General features: G+C 70.5%; 15 protein-coding genes. 3 read left to right on the top strand and 12 right to left on the bottom strand.

What is annotated here, in order from left to right; all coding sequences use genetic code 11:
- Positions 1-12: 12 nt before the first annotated feature.
- The 3 genes from K4G22_RS13990 to sigJ all read right to left on the bottom strand — a co-directional run bounded on the left by K4G22_RS13990 (position 13) and on the right by sigJ (position 3,246).
- Positions 13-1,599, bottom strand: a complete 1,587-nt coding sequence (locus K4G22_RS13990; RefSeq protein WP_228080564.1) for a class I adenylate-forming enzyme family protein — start codon at positions 1,597-1,599, stop codon at positions 13-15.
- A gap of 243 nt (positions 1,600-1,842) precedes the next feature.
- Positions 1,843-2,214, bottom strand: coding sequence for a nuclear transport factor 2 family protein (locus K4G22_RS13985; protein ID WP_228080563.1), 372 nt, complete (start codon positions 2,212-2,214; stop codon positions 1,843-1,845).
- A 99-nt stretch (positions 2,215-2,313) separates the two neighbouring features.
- The gene (gene sigJ / locus K4G22_RS13980; RefSeq protein WP_228080562.1) at positions 2,314-3,246 is read right to left on the bottom strand and encodes an RNA polymerase sigma factor SigJ; all 933 of its coding nucleotides are present in this window, start codon (positions 3,244-3,246) and stop codon (positions 2,314-2,316) included.
- A 206-nt stretch (positions 3,247-3,452) separates the two neighbouring features.
- On the opposite strand from sigJ, the gene K4G22_RS13975 reads away from it, so the two are divergent.
- Positions 3,453-3,827 carry a DoxX family protein gene (locus K4G22_RS13975; protein ID WP_228080561.1) on the top strand — a complete coding sequence of 125 codons (375 nt, stop codon included), beginning with the start codon at positions 3,453-3,455 and terminating at the stop codon, positions 3,825-3,827.
- 125 nt (positions 3,828-3,952) lie between these two features.
- Positions 3,953-4,561 carry an NAD(P)H:quinone oxidoreductase gene (gene wrbA / locus K4G22_RS13970; protein WP_425336679.1) on the top strand — a complete coding sequence of 203 codons (609 nt, stop codon included), beginning with the start codon at positions 3,953-3,955 and terminating at the stop codon, positions 4,559-4,561.
- Positions 4,562-4,634: 73 nt separating this feature from the next.
- Here wrbA and idi read toward each other — a convergent pair whose 3' ends face one another.
- From idi to K4G22_RS13925, 9 genes are all read right to left on the bottom strand, one after another.
- The gene (gene idi / locus K4G22_RS13965; protein WP_228080559.1) at positions 4,635-5,207 is read right to left on the bottom strand and encodes an isopentenyl-diphosphate Delta-isomerase; all 573 of its coding nucleotides are present in this window, start codon (positions 5,205-5,207) and stop codon (positions 4,635-4,637) included.
- Positions 5,208-5,322: 115 nt separating this feature from the next.
- Positions 5,323-6,264: an aromatic prenyltransferase gene (locus K4G22_RS13960; protein WP_228080558.1), complete on the bottom strand. Its 942-nt coding sequence runs from the start codon at positions 6,262-6,264 to the stop codon at positions 5,323-5,325.
- A 174-nt stretch (positions 6,265-6,438) separates the two neighbouring features.
- On the bottom strand, positions 6,439-7,437 hold the full coding sequence (locus K4G22_RS13955) for a methyltransferase (protein WP_228080557.1): 999 nt from the start codon (positions 7,435-7,437) through the stop codon (positions 6,439-6,441).
- 10 nt (positions 7,438-7,447) lie between these two features.
- Entirely contained in the window at positions 7,448-8,599 is a 1,152-nt protein-coding gene (locus tag K4G22_RS13950; RefSeq protein WP_228080556.1) for a DegT/DnrJ/EryC1/StrS family aminotransferase, read from the bottom strand.
- A 2-nt stretch (positions 8,600-8,601) separates the two neighbouring features.
- The gene (locus K4G22_RS13945) at positions 8,602-9,159 is read right to left on the bottom strand and encodes a cupin domain-containing protein (RefSeq protein WP_228080555.1); all 558 of its coding nucleotides are present in this window, start codon (positions 9,157-9,159) and stop codon (positions 8,602-8,604) included.
- Between the two features lie 94 nt (positions 9,160-9,253).
- On the bottom strand, positions 9,254-10,321 hold the full coding sequence (locus K4G22_RS13940) for a type III polyketide synthase (protein ID WP_228080554.1): 1,068 nt from the start codon (positions 10,319-10,321) through the stop codon (positions 9,254-9,256).
- Positions 10,322-11,388: 1,067 nt separating this feature from the next.
- Positions 11,389-11,580 carry a hypothetical protein gene (locus K4G22_RS13935; RefSeq protein WP_228080553.1) on the bottom strand — a complete coding sequence of 64 codons (192 nt, stop codon included), beginning with the start codon at positions 11,578-11,580 and terminating at the stop codon, positions 11,389-11,391.
- A complete protein-coding gene (locus K4G22_RS13930; protein WP_228080552.1) occupies positions 11,577-12,002 on the bottom strand; it encodes a hypothetical protein in 426 nt (141 codons plus the stop codon). Before K4G22_RS13930 ends, K4G22_RS13935 begins: the two co-directional genes overlap by 4 nt.
- A gap of 1,217 nt (positions 12,003-13,219) precedes the next feature.
- A complete protein-coding gene (locus tag K4G22_RS13925; protein ID WP_228080551.1) occupies positions 13,220-13,846 on the bottom strand; it encodes a TetR/AcrR family transcriptional regulator in 627 nt (208 codons plus the stop codon).
- 102 nt (positions 13,847-13,948) lie between these two features.
- Between K4G22_RS13925 and K4G22_RS13920 the strand changes: the two genes are divergently transcribed.
- Positions 13,949-14,974 carry a hypothetical protein gene (locus K4G22_RS13920; protein ID WP_228084078.1) on the top strand — a complete coding sequence of 342 codons (1,026 nt, stop codon included), beginning with the start codon at positions 13,949-13,951 and terminating at the stop codon, positions 14,972-14,974.
- The last annotated feature ends 3 nt before the right edge of the window (positions 14,975-14,977 follow it).

Here is a 14,977-nt window from a genome sequence, read left to right as displayed (position 1 = left end):
GCCGGACGGGCCTCAGGCGCGCTCGGCCTCTTGCTCCTTGAGCCGGCGGGCCAGCTCCACCCGCTGGACCTTCAGCGTGGCGGTGCGGGGGAGTTCGGACTCGGGAATATGGACGGGGTCGGCGAGCTGCGGGAAGCCGGCGACCGCGGCGCGCCAGCGCTCCGGGTCCAGCGGCTTGTCCTCGACCGTGCAGATCACCGGAACCGGCTCGCCGCCCGGGCCCGGCACCACGACCAGCTCGGTGAGCTCGTCCAGCGCGCCCAGCACGCTGTCCTCGACCTCAAGGGAGCTGCGCAGCCCGGCGATCATGTCGATCTCCCGGTCGAGCATGTGCAGGCAGCCGAATCTGGTGCGGTAGCCGACATCCCCCGTGCGCCACCAGTCGCCGTGCCGGTTCTCGTCGTACCGGCCCTGCTCGGCGAAGTAGGTCTTCGCCAGGCCGGGCCAACCGACCTCGATGAAGCCGGGGTTCCGCTCGGACGGCGGCTGGCCGTCCCGGCTGACCACCCGGACCTTCGCCGCGCCGAACGGCATCGCCCAGCCGACGCACCGACCGTTCGCCTTGTGCGCCGAGCTCCGGAAGTAGGCCCGGCCCACGGCTGGGCCCACCTCGCTCTGCCCGTAGATCTGGAAGAAGAACGCGCCCCGCCGGTCGGACGACTTCAGCAGCTGGCTCATCGTCCTGGGGTGGATCGCGTCGAAGGTGCTGCTGAAGATCTTCACCGAGCGGAACGGCCGACGCTGGTCCTCCGTGAGCCGCTCCCACTCCATCAGCGAGTTGGGCAGCGCCTCGACGAACCCCGGCTGGTGGGTGACGAACTGGGCGGCGACGCTGTCCGGATCCGGGTTGTTCAGCAGGAGTATCGGCATCTCCTTGAGCAGCGCCAGGGCCATCGCCGCCACCATGCGCGAGTGCACGAAGGGGATATGGATGGCCACCGTCTCCTTGCGCCGCATCAGCGACAGCAGCCGCCACTGGGGTATGAGCCGGGTGCCCTGGGTCCTGGCCGTGTGCACGACCAGCTTGGGCAGCCCGGTGGTGCCGGAGGTGTGGGTGATCACGGCGGCCTCGTCGATCGGCCGCACCACGGGCCCGACCCGTGGCGAGCCGGCCAGCTCGGCCACGGAGACGGCGCCGGGCCGGCTGCCGGTCGCGGTGATCACCCGGGTCGTCAACTCCGCCAGGGGCACCTCGGCCAGTCCGTCGAGCTTGCGCTCGTCGGTCAGCAGGCTCGGCCGGCCCACCCGCTCAAGCAGCGCGCCCACCGTCGCCGCGTCCAGCGCGGGCGACAGCAGCACGGGCACGGCGCCGATGCGGGATGTCGCGGCGGCGAACATCCAGATGTCGGCGTTGGCGGTCTTGTGGATCACGACCCGCTCGTCCGGCCGGACGCCGGCCGCCGAGAGCCGGGCGGCCAGCTCGGCCACCGCCTCGGCGTACCTGGCGATGGTCAGGCGCCGCCCCAACTCGGGGAAGACGTCCAGATCGTGATCGAGCGTGAGCGATGTCGAGGGGTTGACGGCCGCGGCCATCTCGGGCAGTAGTCCGATGTGGAGACCGCGCTTCTGTACCGATTTGTAGGCCAGGGAGCCCTTCATCGAGTGTGTCTCCTTTGCGGTGTTCGATGGGTGATCGGACATCGCCGGCCCGCGCCGCGCCGGGGGGCGCGCGTCGAGCGGCGAGCTGTCGTCGGCCGGTGCGGGTCGGGCGGTGTGGTTCGGCGGTGCGGGTCGGGTAGTGCGGGGCGGGCGGTGTGGGTCGGGCGTGTGGTCCGACATGACAAGACCGCCGCCTCCCGGGGAAGCGGCGGTCTGCCGGGGGTGGTTGGGAAGGGCCGTCGGTCACGGGCCCTTGGAGCCGGGCTCCTCGCGGTTGACCTTGTAGCTCTCCACCTGGCTGATCGCGCCGCCCGTGACGGTGAAGACGTCGCAGAAGAAGAACTCGACCTGGCCGCCGGCCGCGAGAACGGCGCTGCCGGCGCCCTTCGCTATGACGGTGTCCCCGTGCTCGATCCAGCGGTCGACGGTGAGCGTGGGGGGGCCGGCGAAGACCGGGTTGCTGACGACGCCCTCCAGGGCCTTCTTCCCCTGGACCTTGACGCGGCCGACGACCTCCCACACGACATCGTCGGTCACATGGGCGAGGACCTGCTCCTTGTCGGCCTTGAGGACACCTTCCAAGTACTGCTTCACGATGGCGAGTTGTGTGCTCATGTTGTCGACCTTAGGCTAATATTGGGGTGATGGCAAGTTTGGAGGCGATGTAGTTTTTTTTGGCGGTTCTCATGCGTCGCGCGCCGCGCCACGCGCCGCTCAACTCGTCCAGGGCCGGAGCTTCTCCGGGTTGCGCACGGCCCAGACGTGTCTGATCCGGTCGCCCGCCACGTCGAACGCCAACACCGCCGCCGTGGCCCCGGCCCACCGGACCACAAGACCCGGCTGGCCGTTGACGGTGCGCTCCAGAAGCGTGAGGCCCGGCGCCCGCTCGGCGATGCCGACGAAGACCCGCGCGACCGGCTCGCCGCCCTCGACGGGGCGCAGCACGGCGCTGACCAGGCCGCCGCCGTCGGCCACCGTCGTCACCCTCGGATCGAGGACGGCGATCAGGGCCTCGATGTCCCTGGCCTCCCAGGCCAGCTTGAAGTTCCGCACCACGTCGGCGCGTTGGGCCGTCGGCGTGGTCGACGAGCGCAGCGTCCTGACCCGGCGGCGGCCCGTCGAGGCCAACTGCCGGCAGGCCGCCGGCGAGCGGCCGACGATCTCCGCCACCTCGGCGAAGGAGTAGTGGAAGACGTCGTGCAGGATGAACGCCACCCGCTCCGCCGGGGTCATCGACTCCAGCAGGACGAGAAAGGCCATGTTCACCGACTCGTCGAGGGTGACGCGATCGGCGGGGTCGGCCGGGGCGCCGGCCGAGCGGCCGTTGATCCACTCCGTGCGGTCGGGCAGCGGCTCCGGGATCCACTCCCCGACATAGCGCTCCCGTCTGGCCCGCGCCGAGCCGAGCACATCGAGGCAGATCCGGCTCGCCACCTTGGTCAGCCAGCCGCCGGGGGAGGCGATGGCCTCCTGCTGCTCCCTGGAGAGCGCGTACCAGCGGGCGTAGGTCTCCTGCACCACATCCTCGGCGTCGGCCAGCGAGCCGAGGAACCGATAGCCGAGGTTGATCAGTTGACGGCGCTCGCTGAGGACCGCGCTCAGGCCCGGATCGAGCCGGCCGTCCACCGGCTCCGACTGCGTGCTCATCTCTCTGGCCAACTCCCCTTGTCCCGTGCGCCCTTACTCGTGCGGCCCAGGCCCGGGCCGGCGCCCGACCTCACATTACGAGCGACCGCTTCGTCGTACCTTCGAGCCCAACGCGCTCGGGCCCGGCCACCCTCGCCCAGGGCGGCCGGGGCACCGCAGGCGGCCTCGACGGTGAGGCCGCCCCACCCGTTCGAGGAGAAACCGTCATGAACGTCGCTCTGTGGATCGTCGCTTCGCTGCTGGCCGCGCTCTTTCTGTTCAGTGGGCTGATGAAGCTGACCCAGACCAGAGAGAAGATGGCCGCCTCCGGCTATGGATTCGTCGAGGACGTCAGCGACACGTTCATCCGGTCCATCGGCGTCGTCGAGGTGCTGGCCGCGATCGGCCTCATCCTGCCGGCCGCCGTCGACATCGCGCCGGTCTTCGTGCCGCTGGCCGCCGTCGGGGTGGCGCTGCTGATGGTCGGCGCCATCGTCATCCACCAGCGCCGCAAGGAGCTCCAGTCCGTCGGGCTGAACACGATCCTGCTCGCCGCGGCCGTCTTCGTGGCGTGGGGCCGCTTCGGTCCCCACTCCTTCTGACGGTCCGGCCCTCCGGCCCTCGGACCTTCCGGACCTCTGACCGAAGCCGCGCCGCGCGGGGCGGTCGGCACGACCATGGCCCCGCGTCCCCGGAAACAACCCATATGACGACAGGAAGAACGCTCGTGGCATCCGTGAACCTCTCCATCATCTACTACAGCGCGACCGGCACCGTGTACACGCTGGCCAGGGCCGCCGCCGAGGCCGCCGAGAAGGCGGGCGCGACGGTGCGCGTGCGCAAGGTCGCCGAGACGGCGCCGCCGGAGGCGATCGCCGCCAACCCGGCCTGGGGGCCGCACCTGGAGGCCACCGCCGATGTCGAGCTCGTCGGCCACGACGACCTGGACTGGGCGGACGCGGTGCTGGTCGGCACCCCCACCCGGTTCGGGAACCCGGCCGCCCAGCTGAAGGCGTTCCTGGACAGCACCGGCCCCCTGTGGTTCCACGGGAAGCTCGCCAACAAGGTGTACTCGGCCTTCACTTCGAGCAACACCGCCCATGGCGGGCAGGAGTCCACCATTCTCGCGTTGAGCAATGTCTTCTATCACTGGGGCGGCATCATCGTGCCGCCCGGCTATACCGATCCCATCCAGTTCAAGTCGGGCAACCCCTACGGCACTTCCCATGTCGCCGGCGAGGGCCCGCCCTCCGAGGTGGCCCTGAAGGCGGCCGACCACCAGGCTCGCCGCGTCGTCGAGACCGCGGCGGCGCTCAAGGCCGGCCGCGCCGCCTGACGGGCCCCCAGCCCTGACGGACCCCCCGGCCCTGGCGGCCCCGAGCACCCTCCGGGGCCGCCAGGGCCGGGCCCTACGGGTGGGCGAGGGCCGCCGCCTCCGGGAGGCGGCCGGCGGCCTCCGTCGCCACCCCGAGGACCCCGGCCAGCCAGGGCGAGAACTCCTGCGGCCTGTCGTCCAGTTCGAGACGCAGCCGATCGGGCGCCACCCAGCGGATGTCCGCCACCTCGGCCGGATCCAGGCTCAGCCGCGGATCCACCGGCACCCGGCCGACCACCACATGGTCGTACTCGTGCTCGACCCGGCCCGTCTCCGGATCCTCCGCCCGATAGAGATAGACGCCGGTGTCGTGCAACGGCACGCCCCGCACCCCGATCTCCTCGAACAGCCGCTGCTCGGACGCCTCCAGCACGCTCTGCCCCGGCGCCGGATGACCACAGCACGCGTTGGCCCACCGCAGCGCGAACCGGGTCTTCACCGCGGCCCGTTGCTGGAGCAGAACGCGGCCCCGATCGTCCAGCAGCAGCACCGAGAACGCGCGGTGCAGCCGGCCGGGCGCGCTGTGCGCCTCGGCGACCGTGGCGGAGCCCGCCGCCGCGCCGTCCGCGCCGACCAGCTCCACCAGCTGCGATTCCCTTGCGACCATGGTTGGGCTCACCTGCCTCCCGTGATCCGGCGGCACCGGGCCGGCCGGAGATGAATACCGCCTGCGTGTCTGTGGTCGCCGCCCCCCGGGGGAGCGGCTCGGAATCCCCCAATCGCTAACGCGCGCCGGCGTCCTCGGGGGCGGCGTCCTGCTCCGCCTCGGCCAACAGCATCAGCTCCGTCATCTGGGACTGCCAGCGGTAGTAGGACTGGAGCTTGTAATACTCCCCCTCCGTCGCTGACATGGCGACATAGACCACGTTCCGCTCGGGCGCGCCATACGGGGGATTCCTCACCAACTCCTCGATCTTCGCGTCGAACCGCACCGGGAGATCCTTCGGATCGGGGGCCATCACGGAGAAGGAGATCCGCTCGATCCTCGGCACATCCCAGCGCAGGGTGGCGTAGAGCCCGAACGACTGCCCGCCGAGGGCGATCATCCGCTCGCTGGGCTCGGGCAGCTCGATGTCCCGGTGCATCGCCCGGATGTTCTCCGGGGACAGGCAGCCGTCGGGCAGCTCGCCGAAGTAGACGTTCATCGTGTGGTTCCGGTAGTCGATCCCGACCACGCTCACCCGGTCGTCGAGGCCGAACCTGCTGAAGTAGTCGGCGTTCTCGCCCAGCCCGGGCGGCATGGAGGGGAGGGCGGCGAGGTCCGATATCTTCTGGAGCCGGTCGGGAGGGAAGAACGACCAGGTCTTCTTGAATCCGCCGACGACCCCGAAGTCGATACCGGAGGTGTCCAGCGGGAACCGCTCGTGGACCTCGGCGAGCAGCGAGCCCGCCGGATGGTCGGTCGCCGGGACGAGGCCGCTCTCCACGGCGAGGGAGTAGGCGCTGTCCAGATCGTCGGGAGGCATCAGGAACCGGCAGTCCAGCTCTCCCACATGCCGCTTGCCGGTGGCCACCCGGAAGGCGATCACCGGCTGGGCGGCGATGGCGTGCTCGTACGCGGTCAGGATCGGCCAGACCGTCTCACGCGAACAGGGAACGTCGAGCACCCGGGCGGATGCCTCGATGGCGGCGTAGTAGGCCGCCAACTCGGTGGTCTCGGACATGCATCCTCCAAAAGTCTTCCTGAGCGTCTGTCGCGGGCGCCGTACCCGATCATGCGCGGTGCGTTGTTAACAGGGCGTTGCCGAACCGGATCGGCTCGCCGGTGCCGATCCGGCGCGACGTGCGACCGCGGCCCCGGGGCGGCCCCCGCCGACGCGCCGACGTGCCGACGCGCCCTAGCGGGCGAAGACCAGGGTGGCCGGCGAAGGGGTGGACTGGAACGAGATGTCCTCGAAACCGGCCTTGGTGAGCCAGGCGTGGTAGTCCGCCCGCCGCCAGGTGCCGCCCTGCTTGCTCTTGAGCAACATCTCCGAGGCGAAGATCAACGGGAAGGGCGGGCCGCTCCTGTCGTCCTCGACGACGTAGTCGCAGAGCACCAGGGTGCCCCCCGGCCGAAGGGCGCTCCGCAACCGGCTGAGGATCGCCACGTTGTCCTCCGGCCCCTCCTGGTGCGCGATATGGGAGTAGACCGCCACGTCGTAGGCGTCGGTGCCGAAGTCGGTGGCGTGGAAGTCGCCGTCCACACAGGTGAATCGGTCGCCCACGCCGCGCTCGGCCACCAGCCGCGTGGCCAGCTCGTTGATCGGGCCCCAGTCGAGTTGCGTCGCGCGGGCGGCCGGGTTGAGCCCCAGCCAGATCGCCGAGTAGATGCCGGAGCCGCCGCCCACGTCGAGGATGGAGATCTCCCCGGCCTCGGCGAGCCCGAGGGTCTCGGCGGCGATCCGCGCCACCGGCACCGACTGCGCCGCGATGGCCGGCACCACCTCGGCCCAGTGCGGGTTGTCGGCGACCTCGACCGCCGCGTCCCGCACCGGACCGCCGGCCCTGACCACCTCGGGCAGGTCCACCATGCCGCCCATGTGCGTCAGCTTCAGCTTGGCGAAGCTGCTCAGGTCGGCCGGCCGGCCCTCGACCAGGAACGTCGACGCCTCGGCGGTGTTGGCGTAGCGGCCGTCGTTCAGCTCGACCAGGCCCAGGCTGACCAGCCCGTCCAGGAGGGTCTGCGCCCCGCGCTCGGATATGCCCGCCAGGGACGCCAGCCGGTCGGCCGTGTCCGCGCCGCCGTCGAGATGGGTGAAGAGCGAGTGGGTCGCCGCGGCGCCGAGGATGCCGGTCGCCCAGTAGCCGTTGATGAGCCGCATAATCGCCTCGGGCGTCGGCTGGTTGTTCGTCATGCTGCCCCTTTCAGCCCTGGTGCGGGCGCGCGTGGGTGGTGAGGGCGCCACGGAGCGCGTCCGCGACCCGTTCGACCTGGTCCATGTTCAGCTCGGCGTGCATCGGTATGGCGAAGTTCCGCTCGAAGAGGTCGGCGGAGACCGGGCACCGCTGCTTGGACTCGTAGACGGGCTGGAGATGGCTCGCCCAGGTGCCGTGGCCGCAGCCGATGCCCTGGCCCCGCAGGTCGGCGGCGAGCGCCGCCCGGTCCACGCGCGGGTCCAGCGTCACCATGTAGGTCTGCCAGGCGTGGGTGCGGTCCGCCGGCACATGGGGCAGCGTGAGGAGCTCCTCGTCGCCGAGCAGCTCGCCATAGCGCGCGGCGACCGCGCTGCGGCGCTCCAACAGCTCGCCGATCCGCCGCAGTTGCACCCGCAGGATCGCGGCGGCGATATCCGACAGCTTGTAGTTGTAGCCGATCTCGGTGAACTCGGGGATCGGCAGGCCGACGATCTTCGCCTGGTCGAAGATGCTGCCGATGCCGAAGGACGACCGCACCCGCGCGTGCGCCGCGAGCGCCGGATCGGCGGTGAGCAACGCGCCCCCCTCGCCGCTGGTCGCGCCCTTGCGGCCGTGGAAGGAGAGACAGGCGACCGGCGCGAGACCGCCGGCCTCCACGCCCTGGTAGGTGGCGCCGACCGAGCAGGCCGCGTCCTCGACGAGGAAGAGACCGTGGCGCTCGGTGATCGCCCGCAGTTCGGCGTAGTCGGCCGGCAGCCCGACGGTGTCCACCGCGATCACCCCGACCGTGCGCGGGCCGACCAGGTCGGCCACCGCCCGCGGGTCGACGGTGCCGGTGTCGGCCCGCACGTCGGCGAAGACCGGCACGCCGCCGACGTAGTGCACCGCGTGCGCCGGCGCGGGGAAGGTGTAGTCGGCGACGATCACCTCGTCGCCCGGCGCCACGCCGAGCGCCAGCAGCGCCAGATGGAGCGCGACGCCGCAGTTGCTGGTCGCGACCGCGCCGCCGACGCCGTACCGTTCGGCCAGCTCGGCCTCCAGGGCCTTGCCCTGCGGGCCCTGCCCGGCCGGCCAGCCGGAGGCGAACACCTCGGCCACGGCGGCCAGTTCCTCGTCGCCCAGGCTGGCGTGCACCAGCGGGATCGGCTGGGTCGTGGTCATCTCTACGCTCCGTTCCTCGCGGCGGTACCGGCGCTCACCTGCGCCGGCGGGTCGTAGCGCAACGGGGTGATCTGGCTGACGTCGTAGCGGATGCGCAGCTCCTCGACGGCCTCCGGATCGAGACCGGCGCCGGCGGCGAAGATCTTGGTGATCTCCTCGAAGTACAGCTCGTGGTCGGGCGAGGGAAAGCTCTGGAACAGCATCCGGGCCGGCTCGTCCGTGGAGTTGCGGAAGGCGTGCGGGGTCCCCGACGGCACGAACATGCTGCTGCCGGGGCCGGCGTGGACGACCCGGTCGCCGTCGGCCGACTCCCAGTCCTGCCAGCCCTCCTCGGTCCGCTTGACCGGCTCGAACGCCAGCAGGTCCAACTCGCCTTCGAGCACGTAGAAGAACTCCTGCGCGTGGTGGTGGCTGTGCGCGCCCACGTCGAACCCGGGCGGGACGACCACCTCGAATATGGATATCGCGGAGCCGTCCGACTCGGTGGCCTTGAAGGTGACGTCCTGGGTCGGTGTCGTCAGGCGTCGTCCCTGACCTGGCGGAAGAATGAGGCCGCTCATCTGATGCGCTTTCTTGGTCGCTGGATTCGGGAGAGGGCGCACGCGCCGCCGCGACGGCGCGTGGGGGCCGGGGTGCGGCGCCACCCCGGCGGGGTCAACCGGCCTCGCCTGGCGCGTCGACGGCCCAGGTGCCCAGCGCCATCTCGGCGGTGATGCCGGGCCCGAAGCCGGCGACCACGCCGGTGGCCCCCGCCATCGGGGGCTCCTCGTCGAAGAGCCTGCGGAGCGCGTCGAGCACGACGGCGCTGGCGATGTTCCCGTACTCGGTCAGCGTCGCCCAGCTGTGCCGGAACATCTTCCGGTCGACGTCGAGGAACTTGCTCAGGTCGTCCAGGATGCGTGGCCCGCCCGCGTGCACGATGTAGAAGTCGAGGTTGCGGACGTCCCATCCGTGGTCGGTCGCCAGATCCCGCATCACCGGGGCGAGGGGCTCCATCGTCCCCGGCACGCGGCGGTCCAGCTGGAAGTGGAAGCCGGTGGACCGCACCGCGTAGGAGATCCAGTCCTCGGTGTTCGGGATCAGATAGGAGGCGTTGCGCTCCAGCGCGACGCCGGTGCCCCCGTGGCCGCGTACGACGGCGGCGGCGACCGCGTCACCGAACAGCCCGTCGGAGAGCAGCGAACCGACCCCGTCGTCCTCGGGCTGGTAGCAGAGCGAGCACAGTTCGCAGGAGACGATCAGCACGTTGCTGCCGGGGTAGGCCAGGCAGAAGTCGTGCGCCCGGTTGATGGCCGCGCCGCCAGCGGCACAGCCGAGTTGGGCGATGGGGATCTGCCGGGTGTCGGAGCGGAACCCCATGACGTTGATCAACCACGCCGTCAGCGACGGCATCAGGAACCCGGTGCAGGACACATAGATGATCGCGTCGATGTCCCTGGCGGTCACCTCGGCGTTGGCCAGGGCCTCTTCGATGACCTGGGGGCAGCGGTTCTTGGACTCGACCTCGTAGACCCGGTTGCGCTCCTCGAAGCCCGGGTGGCTGAGCGTCTGCTCGATGGGCTGGACGAGGTGTCGCTTCTTCACCCCGGTGTTCTGGATCAGGCGAAGTGCCAGCGGGAGCTGCGGCTTTCCGGCGTGTACTCTTTCGGCAAATTCCAGAGTTTCTTCCATGGTGATGGTGTATTCCGGCACACTCACCGACGGCTTGCATAGCCTTGGCATGTCTAGAATCTACTTTCTTTGGAGTCTACCTTTTGCGTGAGAGTCTTTCTCGCAGTCTTCCGATGCTGCGGACCATCCGCAGCACGTCAGCTGTAACGCCGTTACGGAGATGCATTTCCGGAGTGCTCCACCGAGAACTCGCGGGCGGTTTCCCGGAAATGCAAACGGGACCGTGGCTCCTGTCGCCGGTGTCGGTCGGTTGGCTGTCCCCGAGGGTTTTCCGGGGCCCGGAGTCCTGCGGGCACGCGGAGGTCTTCGGGCACACGAGGAGCGGGACGGCGAAAGGGCCGGCCTCGTCGGCCGGTCGCCGCCCCGCGGGTTGGACTGGTGGGTCGCGCTGATCCCCCCTGGTGGGAGGGAGGTCATGGCAGGTGCGACGCGCTCGCGCCATGACAGGTGGCCGCCGGGGCCGCACGCCCGTGGACCTCGGGTGAACGGCGGGGAGACCACGGGGCCCCACGGCCACGGGCATGGCACGGGAACGCGCGCCGGGCGCGCCAATTCCCGGGGAGCCCGGGAGTTGGTGGGAATTACCCCGCTCCGGCGAGGTGATCTCCGCCTCGGTCGCCCAAGTGCCCGGCGGGCGAATGGAATTGAGGCATGTGCCGGGGGCATAAGGGCGGAGTCAGGGTTACCAGTATATTTATATGTTCTTCAGTGCAGGGTGTCAAGACTCTTCTGTGGCTCCTGTGTCTTCGGTTGACTCATGTGGCCCTCCAGCCAACCGGTTCACAAGATCGGAGGGGTTCACGGGTCGCTGAGGCGCAAGGGGTTGCCCCGGGAAACCGTCGAATAAACCGACCCCGTGCCCCCACTTCGGCCGAAGCGGGGGCACGGGGTCGGCGTGGGCGCTGGAAACGGCGTCGTGTCCGAATCGCGGAGACGGCGGAGATCGCGAAGATGACGGAGACATCCGGTGACGCGGGCCATGGGCCCGGTCGGCTCGGGCACACTCCCGGTGGGTGACGCGGCGACAGCGGGAGGAGGGCGAACCGCCGATGTCACGCGCGGTCGGGACCGAAGGGACCAACGCGGCTCACGCGGTGGGAGGTTGTCGGTGGGGTAGGCTAACGTCCCTCCTTGGCCAACTCGTCGAGCGTCGCCGAGACGTCCTCGGGGTGGTAGTAGGCGCGGCCGGTGTAGGTGTAGCGCCGCCATCGGTACTTGTGGGCGTACCGGTAGATCGTGCCCTTGGGAATGTGCCAGACGCCGGCTATGTCGTCGGCGGTGAGGCCGGCAACCGCGCTCTTACCGTTCAAGCACGTTCTCCTTGCCTTGTGCGTATCTGGCGGGCAAGCCTGGTCCACCAGGTGACGGGCCATGAGTGGCTGGGGGAGACGGTGCAGACGATCTCGGATGGCAGTACGTCGTCCTGACGCCGTATCAGGGCGACCAACTCGCCCGCGCAGCCGTCGTCGGGGCAGCCGCCGATCGGGACACGGCGGACGTTGTTCGGGTAGGCGATGTTGCGTGCTCGGCGGGTGAGATCCCGGATCTCGTCCACCATGTCGCCGGCGGCGGGATGGCGGGCCAGCCATTCGATGTGGCGGCCCAGAAAGCGTGCGAGAGTCGGTATGTCCCGGGTCGGCGGCGCCAGTCGGCGTTCTTCGGCGACCAGTCCGCCCCAAGAGGCCAGCACGTTGCGGATCGTGGATCGTATCTCGGCGGCGGCGGGATTCATCGAGTCGTTTGTGGCGCTCTTACGAGGGGCTTTTCGTATAACGCGTACCACTTCGGGGCCCGAGCCCCGGTGGCAGTCGGAGTACAACGTCGGTAATTGCAGCAAATCATGTGCGAGGCGTTTTCGGCAGGCCGGGCATAAGAAGACCCCTTCGCCTGCCCTTGTTCTGCTGTCCCCCGCGGCTGTATTTCGTGTGCTTCGGCATGATGTGGATCGACATAGCTCGCTTGGCACAGCCCTCCCCCTCCAGCGTGCATGACTACGGCCGGTCAACCGCGGACTGGTGCTGCATGCCCCACTGGCGCGCGGGACGCTGGCAAAACTGTGATCGGACCGTACAACGGCCGCGAACTCGCCGTGCGTAGAAGGGCTGACCCACGATCTTCGAGACTGACGGACCTCGTCAAGGGGGGCCAGACAGTTGCTACTGGGTGTGGCACCCGATGCCGCCTCCGTGACCCCGGGCCCTTGTTTCCCCCCTCTTTGTGGGCTTTTTTGAGGAATTGACCGCTGCCTGACGGGCCGTGGCGGAAAGTAGTGATGTGAGCGCGGCCCGGAGGTCGCCGGGTTCGGCCACCTGCCTGGGAGCGAGCGGTTCCGCTTGTGGTGACGCGGCGCCGTGCCGCCGGCGGCGTCGACTCGGCCGGGGTCCGGGAGGGTGAGAGGGGGTGTGACGCTCCTCGGAACGGGGCGAACTGGCCGCCCGCACCCGTAGTCACCTGCGGAGACGAGGCCCGCGATGCGGTCGGCGACGCGGTTGTCGCATCATCGGATGGCACACGAGCTTTAGGGAATCTTTGCCTGAGGAATCGCTTCACCATTGCTGAGATCTCATACTAAGTCCCGTTACTGGCAGGAGAGTTGGCGCAGGGCGGGTGATCGGGTACTTCGGCCGCGCGGCCGTCGGGGGGCCGGCGCCGGCCGCCTTGGCCGTCACGCCGGGTGGGGGTGGCGGGACCGGGCTCCCGTCGAGGGTGGGGCGAGCCTCTTCGCCGGCCTATTACCGCACTTATCGAGCCCCTTTCCCCACGGTTCCCGATAGTTTCCGACGGCTCCTGCCGGGTTTTCCGCGGGGGCCTTTGGGTTCCTCGCCGGCGCCCGCTCGGTTCTTCTCTCGTTCTCCTCCCGTTTTTTTCCGCGCTTCCCAGCGGGAAAGCCCTCCGCCCGCCGATCGCTACCGCGAATTCCCCCGAGGCGGGCGCCGGTGGCACCCGGGGTCAACGCGGGGGCCGCTCGGCGGCGTCGAGCGCGGGGGCGAGCACGGCCAGTGCCGCTCTCAGCCCGTCGGGCAGTGATCCGGTGGCCACCACCAGCCCCTCGGCGGCCGGCGTGATCCAGGCGCGCACCGCGACCCGGACGGCGGCGGCCACCCCGGCGGCGAGCACCCGGCTCCGCACCCCGCCCGCGTCGGGCGCGCGCGCCGCGATCGCCTCGGCGAGCGGCTCCTCAAGCGAGCTCGCCGCATCCGCGTAACAGGCCCGGAGGTGGGGGCTGTTGGCGAGCAGCCGCAGGAACTCCCGGCCGTGGCCAGGGGGGTCGGTGTACTGCGCCACCACGGCCTCGATGACCGCCTCGGCGAGGCCGATCCCGGCCGGCGCCGACGCCACGGCGCCCGCGACACGGGCGTCCCGGTCGGCGAGGACGGCGGCGACGATGGCCTCCTCGCGGCTGGAGAAGTAGTTGTTGTACGTCCTCGGCGAGACGCCGGCGGCCCTGGCGATGTCGTCGACGCGGACCTGTTCGGGGCCGTGCTCCAGCGCCAGGCGCAGCGCGGCGGTGCGCAGCGCCTCCCTGGTGGCCCGCTTCTTCCGCTCGCGAAGCCCCGGGTCGCGGTTGCCTGTCACGCGCCCAGCATGCCAGCGAAGGTGCGTGGACGCAATATTGCGCGCACGCAAGTTTTGGGCGTACGGTCTCCTCCCGTCCAGATGAGAGAAGGGACCTTCGACATGCGGGCCAGAGGAATGACCTATGACACCGGCTTCGTGCGGCAGGGCGGCAGCTCGCGCCCGACCTTCGATCCGGCGCGCGTCGCCAGGGAGTTGGCGATCATCAGGGACGATCTGCACTGCACCGCCGTGCAGATCACCGGCGGCGATCCGGACCGGCTGGAGCTGGCGGCGCGCGCCGCCGCCCGACTCGGCCTTGAGGTCTGGTTCTCGCCCTACCCGCTCGAACTGGACGCCGAGGCGATGCTGGCCCTCTTCGCCGACTGCGCGGCCAGGGCCGAGCGGCTGCGCGCCGAAGGGGCCGAGGTGGTGCTGGTGGCCGGGGTCGAACTCACCCTGATGAACCGGGGGTTCGTGGAGGGCGACAGCGTGGCGGAGCGACTCGCCCGGCTGTTGGCGGATCCCGGGCGCAGGGCCGAGCGGATCGCCGAGGCGAGCGAGCGGCTCAACGCCTTCCTGCGGCGCTCCGTCCGCCTGGTGCGCCGCACGTTCCACGGCCCCGTCACCTATGCGGCGATCCCCTTCGAGCGGGTCGACTGGGAGCTGTTCGACATCGTCGCCGTCGAGCTCATCCGCTCGGCCGAGGTGGCCGACCGGTTCCGGGACGGTGTGCGATCCCTCGTCGCCGGCGGCAAACCGGTCGCGATCACCGGGTTCGGCACCGCCACCTGGCGCGGCGCGGCCGACCGCGCGCCGCGCAGCATGGAGATCCTGGAACACGACGCGGCCGGCGAACCCGTCAGGCTGACCGGCCCCTTCGACCGCGACGAGGCGGGACAGGCCGCCTACCTGCGCGAACTGCTGGAGATCTTCGAGGCCGAGGGCGTCGACGCGACATTCGTCTTCCTCTTCGCCCTCGACAACCTGCCGCACCGCCCCGACGGCGACCCCCGGCTCGACCTTGACCTCGCGAGCCTCGGCATCGTCAAGGTCCTCGCGCAGGGGCACGGCACCACCTACCCCGGCCTGCCCTGGGAGCCGAAGGCCGCGTTCGCCGCCGTCGCCGAGAGCTACGGGGGCGGATGAGGC

Origin of the sequence: Streptomyces profundus (assembly GCF_020740535.1) — a bacterium.
GTDB classification, from domain to species: Bacteria; Actinomycetota; Actinomycetes; order Streptomycetales; family Streptomycetaceae; genus Streptomyces; species Streptomyces profundus.
The sequence above is the reverse complement of the archived record's forward strand: the minus strand, read 5'-3'. Positions and strand labels throughout refer to the sequence as shown.